At 61.2% G+C, this 18,786-nt stretch carries 22 protein-coding genes; 8 read left to right on the plus strand and 14 right to left on the minus strand.

The window, feature by feature from the left end:
• Positions 1-27: 27 nt before the first annotated feature.
• Positions 28-819, minus strand: coding sequence for a YfaP family protein (locus EJA71_RS11330; RefSeq protein WP_158956841.1), 792 nt, complete (start codon positions 817-819; stop codon positions 28-30).
• A 357-nt stretch (positions 820-1,176) separates the two neighbouring features.
• Between EJA71_RS11330 and EJA71_RS11335 the strand changes: the two genes are divergently transcribed.
• The 4 genes from EJA71_RS11335 (at position 1,177) to EJA71_RS11350 (ending at position 6,346) form a co-directional block, all read left to right on the plus strand.
• Entirely contained in the window at positions 1,177-1,419 is a 243-nt protein-coding gene (locus EJA71_RS11335) for an exodeoxyribonuclease VII small subunit (RefSeq protein ID WP_003228627.1), read from the plus strand.
• Complete coding sequence (gene ispA, locus EJA71_RS11340) at positions 1,416-2,303, plus strand: (2E,6E)-farnesyl diphosphate synthase (protein ID WP_158956843.1); 888 nt, start codon at positions 1,416-1,418, stop codon at positions 2,301-2,303. The genes EJA71_RS11335 and ispA overlap by 4 nt, the downstream gene beginning before the upstream one ends.
• A 91-nt stretch (positions 2,304-2,394) precedes the next feature.
• Entirely contained in the window at positions 2,395-4,293 is a 1,899-nt protein-coding gene (gene dxs, locus EJA71_RS11345; RefSeq protein ID WP_158956845.1) for a 1-deoxy-D-xylulose-5-phosphate synthase, read from the plus strand.
• A gap of 166 nt (positions 4,294-4,459) precedes the next feature.
• The gene (locus EJA71_RS11350; protein ID WP_158956847.1) at positions 4,460-6,346 is read left to right on the plus strand and encodes a TonB-dependent receptor domain-containing protein; all 1,887 of its coding nucleotides are present in this window, start codon (positions 4,460-4,462) and stop codon (positions 6,344-6,346) included.
• A gap of 113 nt (positions 6,347-6,459) precedes the next feature.
• Here EJA71_RS11350 and EJA71_RS11355 read toward each other — a convergent pair whose 3' ends face one another.
• The 12 genes from EJA71_RS11355 to nrdR form a co-directional block, all read right to left on the minus strand.
• Positions 6,460-7,260 (minus strand): cobalamin-binding protein, encoded by an 801-nt coding sequence (locus tag EJA71_RS11355; protein ID WP_158956849.1) that lies wholly within the window; start codon positions 7,258-7,260, stop codon positions 6,460-6,462.
• Complete coding sequence (locus EJA71_RS11360) at positions 7,260-7,679, minus strand: MFS transporter (protein WP_158956851.1); 420 nt, start codon at positions 7,677-7,679, stop codon at positions 7,260-7,262. Before EJA71_RS11360 ends, EJA71_RS11355 begins: the two co-directional genes overlap by 1 nt.
• The gene (gene ribA, locus EJA71_RS11365; protein ID WP_016984117.1) at positions 7,676-8,293 is read right to left on the minus strand and encodes a GTP cyclohydrolase II; all 618 of its coding nucleotides are present in this window, start codon (positions 8,291-8,293) and stop codon (positions 7,676-7,678) included. The genes EJA71_RS11360 and ribA overlap by 4 nt, the downstream gene beginning before the upstream one ends.
• Before the next feature lie 240 nt (positions 8,294-8,533).
• Positions 8,534-9,271, minus strand: a complete 738-nt coding sequence (locus EJA71_RS11370) for an ABC transporter substrate-binding protein (RefSeq protein WP_158956853.1) — start codon at positions 9,269-9,271, stop codon at positions 8,534-8,536.
• 36 nt (positions 9,272-9,307) lie between these two features.
• The gene (locus tag EJA71_RS11375; RefSeq protein WP_007910933.1) at positions 9,308-9,811 is read right to left on the minus strand and encodes a phosphatidylglycerophosphatase A; all 504 of its coding nucleotides are present in this window, start codon (positions 9,809-9,811) and stop codon (positions 9,308-9,310) included.
• Positions 9,808-10,773: a thiamine-phosphate kinase gene (gene thiL, locus EJA71_RS11380; protein WP_158956855.1), complete on the minus strand. Its 966-nt coding sequence runs from the start codon at positions 10,771-10,773 to the stop codon at positions 9,808-9,810. Before thiL ends, EJA71_RS11375 begins: the two co-directional genes overlap by 4 nt.
• Positions 10,774-10,790: 17 nt before the next feature.
• Positions 10,791-11,291 (minus strand): transcription antitermination factor NusB, encoded by a 501-nt coding sequence (nusB, locus tag EJA71_RS11385; RefSeq protein WP_122592657.1) that lies wholly within the window; start codon positions 11,289-11,291, stop codon positions 10,791-10,793.
• Positions 11,288-11,764, minus strand: coding sequence for a 6,7-dimethyl-8-ribityllumazine synthase (gene ribE / locus EJA71_RS11390; protein ID WP_003228649.1), 477 nt, complete (start codon positions 11,762-11,764; stop codon positions 11,288-11,290). Before ribE ends, nusB begins: the two co-directional genes overlap by 4 nt.
• Positions 11,765-11,855: 91 nt before the next feature.
• The gene (gene ribBA, locus EJA71_RS11395) at positions 11,856-12,947 is read right to left on the minus strand and encodes a bifunctional 3,4-dihydroxy-2-butanone-4-phosphate synthase/GTP cyclohydrolase II (protein WP_008081846.1); all 1,092 of its coding nucleotides are present in this window, start codon (positions 12,945-12,947) and stop codon (positions 11,856-11,858) included.
• Between the two features lie 32 nt (positions 12,948-12,979).
• Entirely contained in the window at positions 12,980-13,645 is a 666-nt protein-coding gene (locus tag EJA71_RS11400) for a riboflavin synthase (protein WP_158956857.1), read from the minus strand.
• A gap of 47 nt (positions 13,646-13,692) precedes the next feature.
• On the minus strand, positions 13,693-14,826 hold the full coding sequence (gene ribD, locus EJA71_RS11405) for a bifunctional diaminohydroxyphosphoribosylaminopyrimidine deaminase/5-amino-6-(5-phosphoribosylamino)uracil reductase RibD (protein WP_158956859.1): 1,134 nt from the start codon (positions 14,824-14,826) through the stop codon (positions 13,693-13,695).
• Positions 14,823-15,287: a transcriptional regulator NrdR gene (gene nrdR, locus EJA71_RS11410; protein ID WP_007910946.1), complete on the minus strand. Its 465-nt coding sequence runs from the start codon at positions 15,285-15,287 to the stop codon at positions 14,823-14,825. The genes ribD and nrdR overlap by 4 nt, the downstream gene beginning before the upstream one ends.
• Positions 15,288-15,415: 128 nt before the next feature.
• Here nrdR and EJA71_RS11415 point away from each other — a divergent pair, with 128 nt between their 5' ends.
• From EJA71_RS11415 to trxA, 3 genes are all read left to right on the plus strand, one after another.
• A complete protein-coding gene (locus tag EJA71_RS11415) occupies positions 15,416-15,880 on the plus strand; it encodes a YbaY family lipoprotein (protein WP_158956861.1) in 465 nt (154 codons plus the stop codon).
• Positions 15,877-16,533, plus strand: a complete 657-nt coding sequence (locus tag EJA71_RS11420; protein ID WP_158956863.1) for a methyltransferase — start codon at positions 15,877-15,879, stop codon at positions 16,531-16,533. Before EJA71_RS11415 ends, EJA71_RS11420 begins: the two co-directional genes overlap by 4 nt.
• Before the next feature lie 179 nt (positions 16,534-16,712).
• A complete protein-coding gene (gene trxA, locus EJA71_RS11425; protein ID WP_158956865.1) occupies positions 16,713-17,585 on the plus strand; it encodes a thioredoxin in 873 nt (290 codons plus the stop codon).
• 3 nt (positions 17,586-17,588) lie between these two features.
• On the opposite strand, the gene EJA71_RS11430 is transcribed toward trxA, so the two are convergent.
• Positions 17,589-17,948: a hypothetical protein gene (locus EJA71_RS11430; protein ID WP_158956867.1), complete on the minus strand. Its 360-nt coding sequence runs from the start codon at positions 17,946-17,948 to the stop codon at positions 17,589-17,591.
• Between the two features lie 135 nt (positions 17,949-18,083).
• Between EJA71_RS11430 and EJA71_RS11435 the strand changes: the two genes are divergently transcribed.
• Complete coding sequence (locus EJA71_RS11435) at positions 18,084-18,683, plus strand: DUF2796 domain-containing protein (protein WP_158956869.1); 600 nt, start codon at positions 18,084-18,086, stop codon at positions 18,681-18,683.
• The last annotated feature ends 103 nt before the right edge of the window (positions 18,684-18,786 follow it).

The raw sequence follows: 18,786 nt of genomic DNA on the forward strand, positions 1-18,786 counted from the left end.
AACCCGATCTCATCCGTGGCGGAATACTTAATAGTTGAACGTCTTGACCAGCAGCAGATCACCGATAGCCCGCAGGGGCACGATGAACGTTTCGCGTTTTTCGTCGACGGTGTTTTCGTTGAGCACCAGCGTGATTTGCGAGGTGATCACCTCGTTCTGGTTGCTGGTCTCCTCGAAGTTATAGCCGCCGTTGCCGAAGTTGCCCCAATAGTTGACGTAAACCAGATAGGTGCCGTGCAGCGGCGCGGTCATGGTGAACATTTCCGGGCCTGGGCCATCGACGCCATCCGGGTCGAGGCCGCCGCCATTGCTCAGTGCCGGTTGCGCCCAGAAGGCATGCTGACCGTCAGGGGTGACAATGTGCAGATCGAGTTCGGCTTTCGGATCGTCCCATCCCAAGACAAGACGAATACGCGCCGGCGTGCGCAAGTTATTTGCTTCATAAAATTGCACGCGCTTGAGCGACTGGCCCTCGGCGCTGATCACTTCGACGCTGTTGGAGCCCGCGCCGAACGCGTACGGCCGGGCGAACCGGCCCTGGTCATCGGTGTACAGATTCAGTGGATTGCCATTCACGGCGAGACTGTGCGGCGGGCGCATGTGCCCAATGGCCTTGAGCTGGCCCTGGATCATCGTTCGATTGCGCTGGATGCCGCGATCGATCGGCGGCGTCGGGTAGGCGACTTGCGGGTTTTCAGTGCGATCGAGCAAGCCGTGATAGCGCCAGCCACCCACCGGTTCCGACAACTCGGCGCTTGGCGCGGCCAGCAGCGCCGGCGCGAAAGCCAGGCCAATCAGCAGCAAAAGAAATGAACGCATGTGATGCCTCCTGCCATGCCTAAACGAAACCTTGCACCCGATCCTCGGTACTTCACAGCGGTGAAACTGCGTTTCGTCTGAAAGACCCGTGACTGCTGGGTCGTAGAAGGCGCGAAGATTAGCTATTCGGCGGTTTTTTAACAATCGGATACATGTGCAATAACTGTAGGAAATCGGACTTTGGGCAGGCGTGAGCCGAATAGCGAGATTATTCGGCTCACAAAATGAGCCGAATAAATCCTGGCCTGATGAATAACAGCAGGGTTTTTCACGCAGCCTTGGTAGGCCGCTCATTTGCCCATAACCCCCCTATCTGCTAGTGTCGCGCCGGTTTAACGTCAACCGGAAATCGCCGCCATGGCCCGCAAAAAAGCTGCACTGGATTTCGAGCAGTCCCTCGCCGACCTGCAAACATTGGTCGAGCGTCTGGAGAACGGTGAATTGTCGCTGGAAGACTCGCTGACCGCTTTCGAGCAGGGCATCGGTCTGACCCGTGACTGCCAGGCAGCGCTGGCGCAAGCCGAGCAGAAGGTGCAAGTGCTGCTGGAGCGCGATGGCGAACTCGCCGAGGAACCCTTCGACGCGGAACAGCCAGAATGATTGCAGCGTATACGGCGACCAGCCAGGCCCGGGTCAATGCGGCGCTGGAAACCCTGTTCAACGCACCGCTGCCGGAATTGGCGCGCCTCTATGAGGCAATGCGCTATAGCGTGATGAATGGCGGCAAACGCGTGCGCCCGCTGCTGGCCTATGCTGCGTGTGAAGCGTTGGGCGGCAAGGCTGAACAAGCCAACGGCGCCGCCTGCGCAATCGAGTTGATCCACGCGTACTCGCTGGTTCACGACGACCTGCCGGCAATGGACGACGACGATCTGCGTCGCGGCCAGCCAACCACCCACAAAAAATTCGACGAAGCCTGCGCGATTCTTGCCGGTGACGGTTTGCAGAGCCTGGCCTTCAGCGCCGTGCTCGACCCGCGCCTGAGCGATTGCAGCAGCGACATCCGCCTGCAAATGGTCACCGCGCTGGCCCAGGCGGCAGGCCCGGCGGGCATGGTCGGCGGTCAGGCCATCGACCTTGGCTCGGTCGGCCTCAAACTCGATCAACAAGCCCTTGAACAGATGCACCGGCACAAGACCGGCGCGCTGATCGAAGTCAGCGTCAAACTGGGTGCGCTGGCCAGCGGCCGTGCCGAGCAGGATCAACTCAAGGCGTTGCAGACGTATGCTCGGGCCATCGGTCTGGCCTTTCAGGTGCAGGACGACATCCTCGACGTCGAAAGCGATACCGAAACCCTCGGCAAACGCCAGGGCGCCGACATCGCTCGTGACAAACCAACTTACCCGGCGCTGCTCGGCCTCGACGCCGCCAAGGCCTACGCGCTGGAACTGCGTGATCAGGCCCTGCACGCCCTGCGACCGTTTGACGCGGCGGCCGAGCCTTTGCGCGAGCTGGCCCGGTATATCGTCGAGCGCCGCAGCTGACGGCGAATCCGCCAAAAAAAACCAACGCGTGGGCAGGGGGCGATGCATCAGGTAAACTGCCGCATCTTCTATACCTATAACGATTCGCCTGATGCCCACGACGTTTCATGAGATTCCCCGCAAGCGCCCGACCACGCCCCTGCTCGACCGCGCGAACACGCCGGACGGCCTGCGCCGGTTAGGCGAAGCCGAGCTGGAAACCCTGGCCGATGAGTTGCGCCTGGAACTGCTCTACACGGTCGGTCAGACCGGTGGGCATTTCGGTGCCGGCCTGGGCGTGATCGAGCTGACCATCGCGTTGCATTACGTCTTCGACACACCGGACGACCGTCTGCTGTGGGACGTCGGTCATCAGGCGTATCCGCACAAGATCCTCACCGGTCGCCGCGAGCGCATGGGCAGCCTGCGCCAGAAGGACGGCATTGCCGCTTTCCCGCGCCGCTCCGAGAGCGAGTACGACACCTTCGGCGTCGGCCACTCCAGCACTTCGATCAGCGCTGCGCTGGGCATGGCCATTGCCGCCCGCCTGCAAAACAGTGATCGCAAGGCGATTGCCGTGATCGGTGACGGCGCATTGACCGCCGGCATGGCCTTCGAGGCGCTGAACCATGCGCCAGAAGTGAACGCCAACATGCTGGTGATCCTCAACGACAACGACATGTCGATCTCGCGTAACGTCGGCGGTCTGTCGAATTATCTGGCGAAGATCCTTTCCAGCCGTACTTACGCGAGCATGCGCGAAGGCAGCAAGAAAGTCCTGTCGCGCTTGCCCGGCGCCTGGGAAATCGCCCGTCGCACCGAAGAATACGCCAAAGGCATGCTGGTTCCCGGCACGCTGTTCGAAGAGTTGGGCTGGAACTACATCGGCCCGATTGACGGCCATGACCTGCCGACCCTGATCGCCACGCTGCGCAACATGCGCGATCTCAAAGGCCCGCAGTTCCTGCACATCGTCACCAAGAAAGGCAAAGGCTTCGCCCCGGCGGAAGTCGACCCGATCGGTTATCACGCCATTACCAAACTCGAACCGGTGGACGCTCCGGCCGCAGCGCCGAAAAAGGCCGGTGGACCGAAGTACTCGGCAGTGTTCGGCGAGTGGCTGTGCGACATGGCCGCCGCTGACCCACGTCTGGTCGGGATCACCCCGGCGATGAAGGAAGGCTCGGACCTGGTCGCGTTCAGCGAACGCTTCCCGCTGCGCTACTTCGACGTGGCGATTGCCGAGCAACACGCGGTGACGTTCGCTGCCGGCATGGCCTGCGAAGGCGCAAAACCGGTGGTGGCGATCTACTCAACGTTCCTGCAGCGTGGTTACGACCAGTTGGTGCATGACGTTGCGGTGCAGAACCTCGACGTGCTGTTCGCCATCGACCGCGCCGGTCTGGTTGGCGAAGACGGCCCGACCCACGCCGGCAGCTTCGACCTGTCGTACCTGCGCTGCATCCCGGGCATGGTCATCATGACCCCGAGCGATGAAAACGAACTGCGCAAAATGCTCACCACCGGCCACCTCTACAACGGCCCGGCGGCGGTGCGTTACCCGCGCGGCAACGGCCCGAATGCGACCATCGACAAAGATCTCGAACCGATCGAAATCGGCAAGGGCATCGTCCGTCGTCAGGGCAGCAAAGTCGCCCTGCTGGTGTTCGGCGTGCAACTGGCCGAAGCGCTGAAAGTCGCCGAGAAGCTGGATGCCACCGTGGTCGACATGCGTTTCGTCAAACCACTCGACGAAGCGCTGGTGCGCGAGATTGCCGGCAGCCACGAGCTGCTGGTGACCATCGAAGAGAACGCGATCATGGGTGGCGCCGGTGGCGCGGTCAGCGAGTTCCTCGCACGGGAAAACATCCTCAAATCGATGCTGCATCTGGGCTTGCCGGATGTTTACGTCGAGCACGCGAAACCGGCGCAGATGCTGGCCGAATGCGGGCTGGATGAGGCCGGGATCGAAACGTCGATTCGTCAGCGTCTGGAATTGCTCAACCGCTGATCCGCCACACACACAATCACTGTGGGAGCGGGCTTGCCCGCGAAGAGGTCGCCACATCCAACATCAATGTTGTTTGTGCCGACGCCTTCGCGGGCAAGCCCGCTCCCACAGTGTTTTGTGCTAACCCAATATTTGTGTACACCCGATATTCCCCGATGGATTGTTCATGAACCTCTCGCGCCTCGCCCTATCCTTCTTCCTGCTGCCATCGGCCAACGCCTTCGCTGACACCTTCGAGCGTGACCAAGCGCTGAAGCTGCCGGATGTGCTGATCTCCGCCAACCGTCAGGTCGAAGCGCGCAACGACAGCAGCGCTGCCAATACCGTTTTCACCCGTGAAGACATCGATCGCCTGCAGCCGAGCGACGTGCCGGATTTGCTACGACGCGTGCCGGGCGTGCAAGTGGCGCAGACCGGCGGGCGCGGCAGTCTGCCGGGCATCTACATTCGCGGCACGCAGTCGGCGCAGAGCCTGGTGCTGGTCGATGGCCAGCGCATCGGCAACTCGACCTCGGGCGACAGCAATCTGCAGCACCTGAACATTGAGCAGATCGAGCGCGTGGAAGTCCTGCGCGGTTCGCGCTCGGTGATTTACGGCAGCGATGCAATTGGCGGGGTGATTCAGATCTTCACCCGCCGTGGCAGCGAACAGGGCTTGCAGCCGCGGATGCACGTCGGGTTCGGCAGTAACCAGACATGGGAGCGCAGCCTTGGGCTGTCCGGGGGCGACGACAAGACCCGCTTCAATCTGGGTGCGAGCCTGGATGAAACCGCCGGGATCGACCGCACTCACGAGTCGTACCCCAGCGATAGTGATCACGATGCCTATCGCAATAAATCCGTCAGCCTGAGCCTCAGCCATGCACTGACCGATGACATCGAAGTCGGCGCCAACCTCCTGGATAACCGGGGCAAGAGCGAGTTCGACAACCCCTTCGGCCGCTTCGACACGACCACGTTCGAGTCGATGCAGCAGCAGCCCTACAGCGATTTCAACGTCAGCAGCGTCAGCAGTTACGTCGATGCGCGGATCAACGAAACCTGGAAAACCCGTGTCGAATTCGGCCACACCGAGAACCGCGAGAAGACCTTCGACAAGCTCAGCGACGATCGCACGGTATTCAACACCTACCGCGACTCGGTGAACTGGCAAAACGACCTGACCCTGGATGCGCGCAATAGCCTGATCCTCGGCGGCGACTGGTACGAAGACCGGGTCAACAGCAGCACCGCGTTTGACGAGGACAGCCGCTGGAACCGGGCGGCGTTTATCCAGCATCGTTATCAGGCGGACAACTTCTCCACTGAACTCGGTCTGCGTCACGACGACAACCAACAATTCGGCAGCCAGAACACCTGGAGCGGCACGTTCACCCTGCCGCTGAACCCGGACAATGATCTGTTGCTGAGCTACAGCGAAGGCTTCCGCGCACCGACTTTCAACGACCTGTACTACCCGGATTTCAGCAACCCGGATCTGAAACCCGAAACTTCAAAGAGTTACGAACTGCAATGGCGCAGCCAGTTGACCGACAGCAGCCGTCTCGAAGCCTCGATTTACCGCACGGATCTGGAAGACGCAATTATCTTCGGCAGCAATTCACGTCCGGAAAACGTCGCTTCAGCACGAATCAACGGCTTTGAAGCGGCGCTGAAGCAGGAGCTGTTCGACTGGCAAAGCAATCTGGGCCTATCGATCATCGACCCGCGCGATCGCGATAGCGGCCATACATTGGCGCGTCGCGCACGGCGGACGTTGAGCTGGGATCTGGATCGACAGTTTGACCAGCTCGGCGTCGGTGCAAGTTGGCAGGCTGTGAGCTGCAGTTATGACGATCTGAAAAATGAAAACCCGCTGGGAGGCTATGCGCTGTTCGGCTTGCGCAGCAGTTGGGCGCTGAACCGTGAGATCAAGCTCGATCTAAAAGTTGATAACGTTTTCGACAAAGGTTACAGCCGGGCGAATTACAGCTATGACGGCAGTCAGTATGGTTATCGTGAGGAAGGTCGGGTGTGGATGTTTGGGGTGACCTGGACTCCCGAAATCAACTAAGCCCCCTGTAGGAGCTGCCGAAGGCTGCGATCTTTTGATCTTGATCTTCGGCGTTTCCGACTCAGTCAAACAACAAAGTCAAAAGATCGCAGCCTTCGGCAGCTCCTACAGAATCACCTGTCCGGCGCGATCAATTGGCAGAGCTTGGCGGTGGCGTCGATCATTTGGCCGCTGGGGCGCTCCAGGCCTTTATCGGTGACCAACAGTAATTTTCCCTGTTTCACCGCTGCCACTTGCGGCCAGGCCTTCCACGCATTCAACTGCGCCTGATCCCCCGCCAGAATCACCTCCGGATCACGCTGCAACACCGCCTCGATACTCACCTGCGGCGCCGGCAGACTCAGATCGCCGAAGACATTGCGCGCGCCGCACACCTCAAGCGCATCACTGATGATCTGCCCGCCACCGACGGTGTACAGCGGCTTGTCCCACACTTGGTAGAACACCCGCATCGGCGCATCCCGGCGATAACGCTGGCGAAGCGCTGCGAGTTGTTCGCGCAACGCTGCCGCACGATTCGCCCCACGCTCGGGACGCCCCAATTGCGCGGCGATGGCTTCGATCTGCGCAGCGAGTTGTTCGAGGGAATGCGGTTCGGCAACGAAGGTCGGGATGCCCAGACGCTTGAGCTGATCACGCTGCGCCGGGCCGACGCTGCCGGGCCAGAGCAACAGCAAATCAGGCTTTAAGCTCAGCAACTGTTCCATGTCGAGTTGGCCATAGCGCCCAACCGACGGCACGCTGGCAATCTCGGTCGGACGCTCACCGGCATCCAGCACGCCCACCAGCAAGTCAGCCGAATCCAGCTCGACAACGATTTCAGAAAGGGACGGTGCGAGGCTGACCACCCGCAGGCTCGCCAGCACCGGAGCCGAGACGGCCAGCAGCAGAAGCGCCAGCCACAGACGGCGCATCAGCCGAGTTGACGCGGGATACGGTAGAGATAGAACAGCACCGCCGTGGACAGCGCCAGCAGCATCAGCGGCACGGCTTCGAGACCGACAAACACCGCCAGTGCACCGATCCACGCCGGCAATGCAGCCGCGAGAAATGCAGTGCGACGACGCGCTGCGAGAGCAATCCACGCCGCCGGTTCTTCAGGTGTGTCGAGGGCTTTTTGGGTGGCGATCAGTGCGTGCTTGTACCGACCGAAAAACTTCAGGCTGACAAACATCGACGCCACACCGGCGATAAAGAACGGCATTGCCAGTACTGGCAGAATCCCCTCGCCCTGACCAAACAGCGCGTTGAGCACGAACAGCGGCACCAGCGCCAGCGCCAGGTATTTCCACCAGTCGACCGACAATCGGCGTCGCACCTGACCGCGTGTCACGCGCGATCAACCTCGCCTTGATGCTCGTTGCCCATCATGTGGTCGAGCTTGCTGGCCTTGGTCGCCAGGTAGAGTTTGTTGTGCGGGTTGTGGCCGGTGTGCAACGGCACGCGCTCGGCGACGGTGATGCCCATGTCGGTCAAAGCTTTGACCTTGCGCGGGTTGTTGGTCATCAGGCGCAGGGATTTCACGCCCAGATGCTCAAGCATTGGCAGGCACATCGCGTAGTCTCGCTGGTCAGCGGCGAAACCCAGACGTTCGTTGGCTTCAACGGTGTCGGCGCCGCCGTCCTGCAGTTCATAAGCACGGATCTTGTTGAGCAGACCGATGCCACGACCTTCCTGACGCAGGTACAGCAACACGCCACGGCCTTCACGGGCGATGGCTTTCAGCGCGCCTTCAAGTTGCGAACCGCAGTCGCAGCGCTGGCTGAACAAGGCATCGCCGGTCAAGCATTCGGAGTGCAACCGGCCGAGTACCGGAGCACCGTCGGCAATTTCACCCAGGCTCAGCACGACGTGCTCGCGGCCGGTGGCTTCATCGAGAAAACCGTGCATGGTGAATTGCGCAAAGGGTGTTGGCAGCTTGGAAGCGGCGACAAAGACGACAGGCACCGGTGTGCTCCTGATCTAAAAGAGTCTGAAAATTCGCAGGCGGGCATTGTAACAGCAGGTTCCTGCACACGCTTAGGCTGAATTATCGGGCATAACGATCAAAAAGTTTGATAACTGCGCCCCCTGTGGGAGCTGGCTTGCCAGCGATGGCGGTATATCTGCCGCCATTCTGGTGACTGAGCCACCGCTATCGCTGGCAAGCCAGCTCCCACAGGGTTCTTTATCAGCCGGGCAACCGCGTCAGTTCGAGCCGAACGGATACGGCTGCTGCCACTTCTCGAATATCGGTTTCAACTCGCCGCTCTTCACCAGTTGCTCCATACGCTGGTCATACAGCGCCATCAGCGTCCGGGCTTGCGCGGTGTCGGCAAAGCCGAGGTACAGCGGCAACTCGATCAGATGCGAATAGCGATATTGAGTCGAATCCGCCGCCGTTTTCACCACCGCTTCGATCTCGGTCAGCGCATCGATGTAGAAATCCGCGCGCCCCTGCTTGAGCATCGACAGAATGCCGGTACGACGCTCGATCTGGTTGTAGCGTTTGATGTTCGGCAGATAGTTTTCGTAACGATAGCCACGCACCCAGGCCAGTCGATACTTGCCCAGCGTCGCCTGAGTCGGCGACGGGTTGCTCGCCAGACCCAGTGCGTAAATATGGTCGGAATCGAAATTCCAGTGCGGATACAGGACTTGCTCGGCTTCGTCGCGATAGGAGCCGACCAGCGCGTCGACTTCCTTCAACTGCACCAGTCCGATCGAACGGGTGTACGGCACGGTGCGAATGTCCAGCTTGACCCCGGCCGGCTCGAACACCTTGCGCAGCACGTCCCAACCGAGGCCATGACCGTCGGCGGCGGTGTAGTCTTCCCAGTCTTCGCTGGCCAGATGGATGACCGCAGGCGTCGGCGCAGCTTCCTGCGCACTGGCAACAGTGCTCAGTAAAGCAAACATCACTAGCGCCAACCAGCGTCGAGCCATCCCTAGTCCCTCACTTGACCCTGATTTCCCTCGGAATCAGGCGAAAATCCACACCAGCCCCTGCATCGCCAGCCAGGCAAAAACACCGGCCAGCACGTCGTCGAGCATGATGCCGACGCCGCCGTGAACGTGTCGGTCGATCCAGCGAATCGGCCACGGCTTGAGAATGTCGAAGAAGCGGAACACCAGGAAACCCGCGAGCAACCAGTACCAGCCTTCCGGCACCAGCCAGAGGGTGATCCACATCCCGACCATTTCGTCCCAGACGATGCCTTCGTGGTCGTGTACCCGCAGATCGTCGGCCACTTTGCCGCACAGCCAGAAGCCGAACAGCATGGTGATCCCGAGCATCAGCCAGTAACCCCAGTCGGGCAACATCTGCCACAACGGAATAAAGGGTAGCGCAACTAACGAGCCCCACGTGCCCGGTGCTTTCGGCAGAGTGCCGGAACCGAAGCCGAACGCGAGGAAATGCCAAGGATTGCGCCAGACCGACGGCGGAACGAATTCGGCCGGAACCTGTTTCGGGTGATCTGTCACGGTGTCTCCTGAAAATGTTGATAGCCCCGGATTTGCGGGGTGATGTCATGGCCTTCGCGATCCAGCAGCACCACGCCCTGACCTTCGGCCACGCAACCGATCACATGGATCGGCCAGCCTTTGGCCAGCAATGCGGGTAACTCGACGGACGGTAGCGTGAACGCCAACACGTAATCATCGCCACCGCTCAGCGCCGCACGTTCGGCGCCGCGCTGGCCGAGGAACGCCACTAAAGCATCCGACAGCGGTACGCGCTCGCGTTCAATCTCAAGCCGAACCTTTGAGGCCAGCGCGATGTGGCCACAATCGGCGAGCAGGCCATCGGATATATCCAGCGCCGACGTGGCTTTGCCGCGCAACGCCTGACCGAGGGCGAGTTGCGGTTGTGGTGACCAATAGTGCTCAAGCAATGGCTGGGCGATTGCTGGGTCAGCATCACGCTGACCCAACACCAGCGGCAAGGCGCCGGCGGCATTGCCCAGTTCACCCCCGACACACAGCAAATCGCCCGGCTGCGCACCGCAACGAGTCAACGCCTGCCCCGCCGGCACCCGACCGAACACCGTGACGGTCAGGCTCAACGGCCCACGCGTGGTATCGCCGCCCACCAGGGTCACGCCGCAACTCTGCGCCATGCGGTTCAAACCGCGGGCATAGGCTTGCAACCAATCGGCGGTCACCGTCGGCACAGTCAGGGCAAGGGTAAAGGCAACGGGCGTGGCGCCCATGGCGGCCAGATCGCTGACCGCGACGGCCAGCGAGCGCTGACCGAGCAGAAACGGATCGCAGGGGTCGGCGAAATGCACACCGGCCACCAGCGTATCGGTGGAAATCGCCAACTGTTCCCCGGAAGGAACAGCGAGCAAGGCGCAGTCATCGCCGATCCCCAGAGCAACGCCCTCGCCGCCCTGCGCACAAGGCGCGGCGGCGAAGAAATTACGGATCAGCTCGAACTCGCCCATGAGGTTTCAAGCGCGCTTCAGCGCTTGAACGCCTTCACTTCAGCTTCACGCAGGCGCGGGGCCAGCTTGTCGAGCACGCCGTTGACGAACTTGTGGCCGTCGGTCGAACCGAAAACCTTTGCCAGTTCGATACCTTCGTTGATCACAACGCGGTACGGCACGTCGACGCGCTTGAGCAGTTCCCAGGTGGACAGGCGCAGAACCGCCAGTTCAACCGGGTCCAGCTCTTCAATCGCCAGATCCAGGCAAGGCGACAGGGCGTTGTCGATTTCGGTCTTGAACTGCGGAACCCCGTGAAGGATCTCGCGGAAGTAAGCACCGTCGACATCGGTGAAATCGTTATCAACGCGGAACTGCGCTTCGATCTCGTTCAGCGATTGCTTGGCCATGTGCCACTGGTACAGCGCTTGAGTCGCGAGCTGACGGGCTTCGCGACGCTTGACGCTTTTCGAGGGCTTGCCGGCATCCGCAGGTTTCGGATCGCGCGGGTTGAAACGATCGCTATCGTCGGTAATCACTTGGCCTCCAACTGCGCCAGCAGGCTGACCATTTCCAGAGCGGACAGGGCAGCTTCGGCACCTTTGTTACCGGCCTTGGTGCCGGAACGTTCGATGGCTTGCTCGATGGAATCAACGGTCAGGACGCCGAAAGCGACCGGCACGCCGAACTCCATGGACACCTGGGCCAGACCCTTGGTGCATTCGCCGGCCACGTATTCGAAGTGCGGAGTGCCGCCACGAATGACTGCGCCGAGGGCGATGATGGCTGCGAACTCGCCTTTCTGGGCGACTTTCTGCGCAACCAGCGGGATTTCGAAGGCGCCAGGTGCGCGGATGATGGTGATGTCGCTTTCGCTCACGCCGTGGCGAACCAGGGCATCAACTGCACCGCTGACCAGGCTTTCAACCACGAAGCTGTTGAAGCGGCCCACTACCAGAGCGTAGCGGCCTTTAGGGGCGATGAAGGTACCTTCGATGGTCTTCAGGGTCATTCGTCAGATCTCTTAAAGAGCCGGGACGCGTCTGCTACGCGTCCCTCAGTGATTTATTTGCCGCGAATCGGAGTCCGGAAACGACCGGTCATTATTCGGAGGGCACGTATTCTACAACTTCCAGATCGAAACCGGATATCGCATTAAATTTCATTGGCGCCGACATCAGGCGCATTTTGCGTACCCCGAGGTCACGCAGGATCTGGGAACCGGCACCGACGATGCTGTAGGTGGTCGGTTTTTTCGGTGCAGGCTGATCACCGGTTTCACGGATATGCGCCAGCAGCACGTCGCCGTCGAGCGGGTGACCGAGCAACAGCACCACGCCGCTGCCGGCCTCGGCAACCGCAGCCATGGCGGCGCGCAGGCTCCAGCGGCCCGGTTGTTTGACCATCAGCAAGTCGCGCAGCGGGTCCATGTTGTGCACACGAACCAGCGTTGGCTCTTCGGCGCACACGGTGCCCAGGGTCAGCGCCATGTGCACGTCGCCTTCCACCGAATCACGATAGGTCACCAGGTTGAATTGGCCCAGTTCACTGTCCAGTGGCTGCTCGGCAATCCGCTGAACGGTACGTTCGTGGATCATCCGGTAGTGAATCAGGTCGGCGATGGTGCCGATCTTGATGTTGTGCTCAGCGGCGAACGCCTCCAGTTCGGCGCGACGGGACATGGTGCCGTCGTCGTTCATCACTTCGCAGATCACGCCGCTCGGTTCGAAACCGGCCATGCGCGCGAGGTCGCAAGCGGCTTCGGTGTGGCCGGCGCGAGCGAGGGTGCCGCCGGCCTGAGCCATCAGCGGGAAGATGTGGCCCGGGCTGACGATGTCTTCAGCCTTGGCATCCTTGGCAGCAGCCGCTTGCACGGTGCGTGCACGGTCGGCGGCGGAGATGCCGGTGGTCACGCCTTCGGCCGCTTCGATCGAGACGGTGAACTTGGTGCCGAAACCGGAACCGTTGCGCGGTGCCATCAGTGGCAGCTTCAACAGTTCGCAGCGCTCGCGGCTCATCGGCATGCAGATCAGGCCACGGGCGTGCTTGGCCATGAAGTTGATGTGTTCGGCCTGGCAGCATTCGGCGGCCATGATCAGGTCGCCTTCGTTCTCGCGGTCTTCGTCATCCATGAGGATGACCATCTTGCCTTGGCGGATGTCTTCAACCAGTTCTTCGATGCTATTGAGCGCCACAAGGCACCCCCCTTCTTTCGAAATTTAGAGCTTCAGGATTTGAGGTAGCCGTTTTGGGCCAGAAAGCTTTCGGTGATGGTGCCGCCGGATGCCGACTCTGCGGCTTTGTCGCCCAAAAGCAGACGCTCCAGATAGCGCGCCAGCAAATCGACTTCCAGATTCACCCGGCGACCTGGCTTGTACGACGCCATGATGGTTTCGCTCAGGGTGTGCGGAATGATCGTCAGCATGAACTCGGCGCCATCGACTTCGTTCACGGTCAGGCTGGTGCCGTCGACGGTGATCGAGCCTTTATGGGCGATGTACTTGGCCAGTTCCTTCGGCGCGCGGATGCGAAACTCCACGGCGCGGGCATTGTCGGAACGCGAGACGATTTCGCCGACACCGTCGACGTGGCCGCTGACCAGATGTCCGCCGAGACGGGTGGTCGGGGTCAGGGCTTTTTCCAGATTGACCGGGCTGCCGCTTTTCAGGTCATTCATGGCGGTGCAGTCGAGGGTTTCGCGGCTGACGTCGGCAGCGAAGCCGTCGCCCGGCAGCTCAACCGCCGTCAGGCAGACGCCGTTGACCGCGATGCTGTCGCCGAGTTTGACGTCGCTCAGGTCGAGCTTGCCGGTGGCGACGTGGACCCGCACATCACCGCCCTTTGGGGTCAATGCGCGGATACTGCCGATGGATTCGATGATGCCGGTAAACATGGGGTTCTCCTTGAGAACTGGGCCAGCGCTAACGCGATGGCCGGGAATTATACGCTCGCCGATGGCACAGGGACGGCAGTGACTCGCCAGTCATCGCCCACCGCACGAATTTCAGTGATTTTCAGCTCCGGGGCATCCTTCATATGGGCCAGCGGCCAGTCCAGCAATGGACGCGCCGTGGAACCGAGGAACTTGCCGGCGATGAAGATCACGAACTCGTCTACCAGACCGAGCTGAGCAAAAGCGCCGGCCAATCGCGGCCCGGCCTCGACCAGCACCTCGTTGACGCCACGGCCAGCCAGTTCGATCAGCAATTGATGCAGATCGACCTGACCGTCATCACCTGGCACGATCAGGCATTCCGGGCCGTGAGCGTATTGCTCTTCGATCGCGACACACGTGGCGACCAACGCCGGGCCAGCCTTGAAGAACGGCGCATCGAGCGGCACCCGCAGGCGTCCGTCGATCAGCACACGCAATGGCGGACGGCTCATGGCCAGCGCGGTTTGCTCGCTGTCCATACCGAGTTCGTCAGCACGAACAGTCAAACGCGCGCCATCGGCCAGCACGGTGTCAGCACCGGTCAGCACCACGGCGGCCTGAGCGCGCAAACGCTGAACCGCAGAGCGCGCGGCCGGGCCGGTGATCCATTGGCTCTCGCCGTTTTCCATCGCCGTGCGCCCGTCGAGGCTCATGGCCAACTTGACCCGCACGAACGGCAAGCCGTGTTCCATGCGCTTCAGAAAACCCTGATTGAGCTTTCGCGCCTCGGCTTCGAGCACACCACTTTCAGTGGCGATGCCGGCATCAGCCAGACGCTGCAAACCACGCCCGGCGACTTGCGGATTTGGATCACGCATCGCTGCGACCACTCGACCGACACCGGCATTCACCAGTGCATCGGCGCACGGCGGTGTGCGGCCATGGTGGCTGCACGGCTCGAGGGTCACGTAAGCGGTGGCGCCACGGGCGAGTTCGCCGGCGACGCGCAGCGCATGGACTTCGGCGTGCGGTTCGCCGGCGCGTTCATGCCAGCCTTCGCCGACAATCTGCCCATCGCGCACCACTACACAGCCGACCCGAGGATTGGGGTGCGTGGTGTAGTGACCTTTGCGCGCCAGCTCCAGCGCACGCGCCATGAAGTGGGCGTCGAGGATGGCCTGCTCGGCGACGGCGGTCATTCTTTCACCGGTTCGCGGGCGAGGCGGTCGATCTCTTCGCGGAATTCGTTGAGGTCCTGGAAGCGCTTGTACACCGACGCGAAGCGGATGTAGGCGACTTCATCAAGCTTCTGCAATTCAGCCATGACCAGTTCGCCGACCACGAGGGATTTGACCTCGCGTTCGCCGGTGGCGCGCAGCTTGTGCTTGATGTGAACCAGAGAGGACTCGAGGCGCTCGACGCTCACCGGACGTTTCTCCAGCGCGCGTTGCATGCCGGCGCGGAGTTTTTCTTCGTCGAACGGTTGGCGGCTGCCGTCGGTTTTGATCAGGCGCGGCAACACCAGTTCGGCCGTCTCGAACGTCGTGAAACGCTCGCCGCAGGCCAGGCATTCACGCCGGCGGCGCACCTGTTCGCCCTCGGCGACCAGACGCGAGTCGATGACCTTGGTGTCGTTGGCACCGCAGAAGGGACAGTGCATGGTGGCTGGCAACAAAAAAAGGGAGGGCCATGGTAGCGCATCCCGGTGGCAAGACAAGCCATAGGGTTTGCGGTATACAGAACGGCATGATCGTTTGATCCATGGATTTCATTTTGCCGGAGCATCCAATGCCGTTACGTCCGCTCGTTTTGCTCAGTCTTTTCAGCCTGCTGGTGGCCTGTGGCAGCGATGCGCCCAAGCCTCAGCCACCAACGCCCGGCCCTGCGCCACAACAGGCGCAGAAAAAAGCCAAAGAGGCCGCCGAGCTTGGCCCGCTGCCGGCCTATCAACGCGAGCTGAGCGGCACCCTGCAAGGCGTGCCGGCCGGTGCCGAAGTCGAACTGGCGCTGCTGGTGATCGATGCAAAGGATCGCCCGCAGCAATTGCTCGCCAGTTCCAGCCTGATCGGCAACAACCAGATCCTGCCGTTCCGCCTGCGCTTCAACCCGGACGCCTTCCCTGCCGGTGCGCGGGTTGAGTTGCGTGGCCGCGCCAGCCAGTCCGGCCAGTTGATCCTGCATCTGCCGTCGCAGACCATCACCCAGCCAACCACCCAGGCGCTGGGCCAGCTGCAATTTGTCAAAGCACCATGAATGCACCGCTCGACCTGCAACAGGCGTTAGGTGAATTGCTCGGAGACGCCAGACTCAAGGTCTGTGCGTTGCCCGACACCGATTTGCGGCTGTGGCTGATCGATGGCGACAACATGCATCGCCAATTCAGTCAGGACGAAATCCAGCGAATTCTGCATGAGCCACCGTATTGGGGTTTCTGCTGGGCCAGCGGTCTGGCGGTGGCGCGCTATCTGGCAGAGTTTCCCGAGTGGGTGCGCGGTAAACGCGTGCTGGATTTCGGTGCCGGTTCCGGGATTGCCGGGATCGCAGCGGTGAAGGCCGGAGCGCTGGAAGTGGTGGCCTGCGATCTCGATCCGCTGGCGATTTCCGCGTGCAGGGCGAATGCCGCGCTGAATAATGTCGAGATGAGCTATTCGACGGATTTCTTTGCCGAGGCCGATCGGTTCGATCTGATTCTGGTGGCGGATGTGTTGTATGACCGGGCCAATCTGCCCTTGCTCGATGCGTTTTTAAGCCGTGGGCGAGAAGCATTGGTGGCGGATTCGCGGGTGCGGGATTTTCGCCATCCGTTGTATGAGCGAATTGAAATGCTTGAGGCGATGACATTGCCGGATCTGGCCGAGCCTGAGGAATTTCGGCATGTCAGCCTTTACCATGCGCGGCGTGACTAAAAGCTTCGCGAGCAAGCTCGCTCCCACAGGGGTTTTGTAAACGACACAGATCCAATGTGGGAGCGAGCTTGCTCGCGAAGGCGTCCGCCCATACAACACACATCTCAAAGGCTGACCGCTTCCGGCCACCCCCCGCCAAGCCGTATAGTTGCCCCATCCACGCTTTGACGAGATCCCCCATGAGTGAGCAAACGCCGTACATCTTCGACGCCACGACTGCCGATTTCGACCAGTCGGTGATCGAGGCTTCTTTCAACAAACCGGTGCTGGTGGATTTCTGGGCCGAATGGTGTGCGCCGTGCAAGGCGTTGATGCCGATGCTGCAAGGCATCGCCGAGAGCTATCAGGGCGAGTTGCTGCTGGCCAAGGTCAACTGCGACATCGAGCAGGACATCGTCGCCCGTTTCGGCATTCGCAGCCTGCCGACCGTGGTGCTGTTCAAGGACGGTCAACCGGTCGACGGTTTTGCCGGTGCACAACCGGAATCCGCCGTGCGCGCCCTGCTTGAACCGCATGTGCAGATGCCGCCGCCGGCCGCGGCCGATCCGTTCGAGCAGGCGCAGGCGTTGTTCGATGACGGTCGCTACGCGGATGCCGAAGCGGCGCTGGTGGTGATGCTCAACGAAGACAACACCAATGCCAAGGCGCTGATTCTCTATGCCCGTTGCCTGACTGAACGCGGCGAACTGGGCGAAGCGCAGGCCGTGCTCGACGCGGTCAAAAGCGATGAGCACAAAGCCGCGCTGGCCGGTGCCAAGGCGCAGATTCAGTTCCTCGGCCTGGCGCGTGATCTGCCGGATGCTGCCGATCTGAAAAGCCGTCTGGCGCAGAATCCTCAGGACGATGAAGCGGTGTATCAACTGGCGATCCAGCAATTGGCTCGCCAGCAGTATGAAGCGGCGCTGGATGCACTACTGAAGCTGTTTATCCGCAACCGCAGCTACAGCGAAGGTTTGCCGCACAAAACCTTGCTGCAGGTGTTCGAGTTGCTGGGCAATGATCATCCGCTGGTCAGCGCTTACCGCCGCAAAATGTTTGCGGCGCTGTACTAAGCCTTACTCGATCCAGCTGTAGAGCGGCGTATCCCCGCCGCTCACCACTTTCACCTCCGAGCTATGGCGCAAACGCACCAGCAAGCGTTTGCCCGCCGCCGCACTGCCGGTCAGCTCTTCGAGCTGATCGAGCAGATCGGGCCCGCTGAGTTGGCCGGCCTTGCGCAACAGATCCTTCGCCACCTGCCACAACGCATCGTCCTGATTCAGCGGTTTTGCCGCTGGCATCGACGCGGCGACCTCAGGTTGGGCAATCGGTGCCTGCGCATTCAGCGCCGAACCGAGCTTCGCCCAGTCGCTGTCATCCAGTTCAACAGTCAAATCCACCGGCATGTCGCCGACGGTTCCGCGTATCCGCAACATTGAGTTCGCTCCTGCACATTTCTGACCTGCATGCTCCCACGGGACTTGTGCAACGCCAAGCGCACGGGCAAACTCTGCGGACTTTCGTTATAAGATTACATAACAAACTCTTCACTTTACTTCCCGGAGACCACCATGCGTCGTCTGCTGCTTGCTTTGCCGTTTGCCCTGTTGCCGCTGGCCATCGCCCATGCCGCCGAGGAGCATGACCACGATCACGACCATGAACACGGCAGCCTCGGCGCGCATGAACACGGCGTCGGTCGTCTCAACGCGGCGTTGGATGGCCAGACGCTGGAGCTGGAGCTGGAAAGCCCGGCGATGAACCTGGTCGGCTTCGAACACGCCGCCACCAGCGATGCCGACAAGGCCAAGGTCGCCGCTGCCCGCGCGCAACTGGAAAACCCGCTGGTGCTGTTCAGCCTGCCGGCGGCGGCAGGTTGCAAGGTCGCCCGCCAGGAACTCGAGAGCCCGCTGTTCGGCGCCAAACCGGATGCCGACAATCATGACGACGCTGAAGCCGACAAGGACGGCCATGAGCATCACCACGACCACAGCGAAATCCACGCGCACTACCAATTCACCTGCGCCACCCCGGGTGCGCTGAAGACCCTGGATCTGGCGAACGTCTTCAAGACCTTCCCGGCCACGCAGAAAATTCAGGTACAACTGATCAGCGCCAGCGGCCAGCAAGGTACCGAAGTGACGGCCAAGGCTGCTGCCCTGAAATTCTGATTCCATCGAAAAGCCCCCGGTGATCCACCGCGATCCAATGTAGGAGCTGCCGAAGGCTGCGATCTTTTGATCTTGACTTCCAAGAAGATCAAAAGATCGCAGC

Source organism: Pseudomonas sp. PB106, from assembly GCF_009764645.1.
Classification (GTDB): domain Bacteria; phylum Pseudomonadota; class Gammaproteobacteria; order Pseudomonadales; family Pseudomonadaceae; genus Aquipseudomonas.

Coding starts and splice junctions, on each gene's coding strand:
- EJA71_RS11335 (WP_003228627.1), top strand. CDS start 1,177: ATGGCCCGCAAAAAAGCTGCACTGGATTTCGAGCAGTCCCTCGCCGAC.
- EJA71_RS11350 (WP_158956847.1), top strand. CDS start 4,460: ATGAACCTCTCGCGCCTCGCCCTATCCTTCTTCCTGCTGCCATCGGCC.
- EJA71_RS11355 (WP_158956849.1), bottom strand. CDS start 7,260: ATGCGCCGTCTGTGGCTGGCGCTTCTGCTGCTGGCCGTCTCGGCTCCG.
- EJA71_RS11330 (WP_158956841.1), bottom strand. CDS start 819: ATGCGTTCATTTCTTTTGCTGCTGATTGGCCTGGCTTTCGCGCCGGCG.
- EJA71_RS11420 (WP_158956863.1), top strand. CDS start 15,877: ATGAATGCACCGCTCGACCTGCAACAGGCGTTAGGTGAATTGCTCGGA.
- ribE (WP_003228649.1), bottom strand. CDS start 11,764: ATGACCCTGAAGACCATCGAAGGTACCTTCATCGCCCCTAAAGGCCGC.
- dxs (WP_158956845.1), top strand. CDS start 2,395: ATGCCCACGACGTTTCATGAGATTCCCCGCAAGCGCCCGACCACGCCC.
- EJA71_RS11415 (WP_158956861.1), top strand. CDS start 15,416: ATGCCGTTACGTCCGCTCGTTTTGCTCAGTCTTTTCAGCCTGCTGGTG.
- thiL (WP_158956855.1), bottom strand. CDS start 10,773: ATGGGCGAGTTCGAGCTGATCCGTAATTTCTTCGCCGCCGCGCCTTGT.
- trxA (WP_158956865.1), top strand. CDS start 16,713: ATGAGTGAGCAAACGCCGTACATCTTCGACGCCACGACTGCCGATTTC.
- EJA71_RS11430 (WP_158956867.1), bottom strand. CDS start 17,948: ATGTTGCGGATACGCGGAACCGTCGGCGACATGCCGGTGGATTTGACT.
- nrdR (WP_007910946.1), bottom strand. CDS start 15,287: ATGCACTGTCCCTTCTGCGGTGCCAACGACACCAAGGTCATCGACTCG.
- EJA71_RS11370 (WP_158956853.1), bottom strand. CDS start 9,271: ATGGCTCGACGCTGGTTGGCGCTAGTGATGTTTGCTTTACTGAGCACT.
- EJA71_RS11400 (WP_158956857.1), bottom strand. CDS start 13,645: ATGTTTACCGGCATCATCGAATCCATCGGCAGTATCCGCGCATTGACC.
- EJA71_RS11435 (WP_158956869.1), top strand. CDS start 18,084: ATGCGTCGTCTGCTGCTTGCTTTGCCGTTTGCCCTGTTGCCGCTGGCC.
- ribD (WP_158956859.1), bottom strand. CDS start 14,826: ATGACCGCCGTCGCCGAGCAGGCCATCCTCGACGCCCACTTCATGGCG.
- ispA (WP_158956843.1), top strand. CDS start 1,416: ATGATTGCAGCGTATACGGCGACCAGCCAGGCCCGGGTCAATGCGGCG.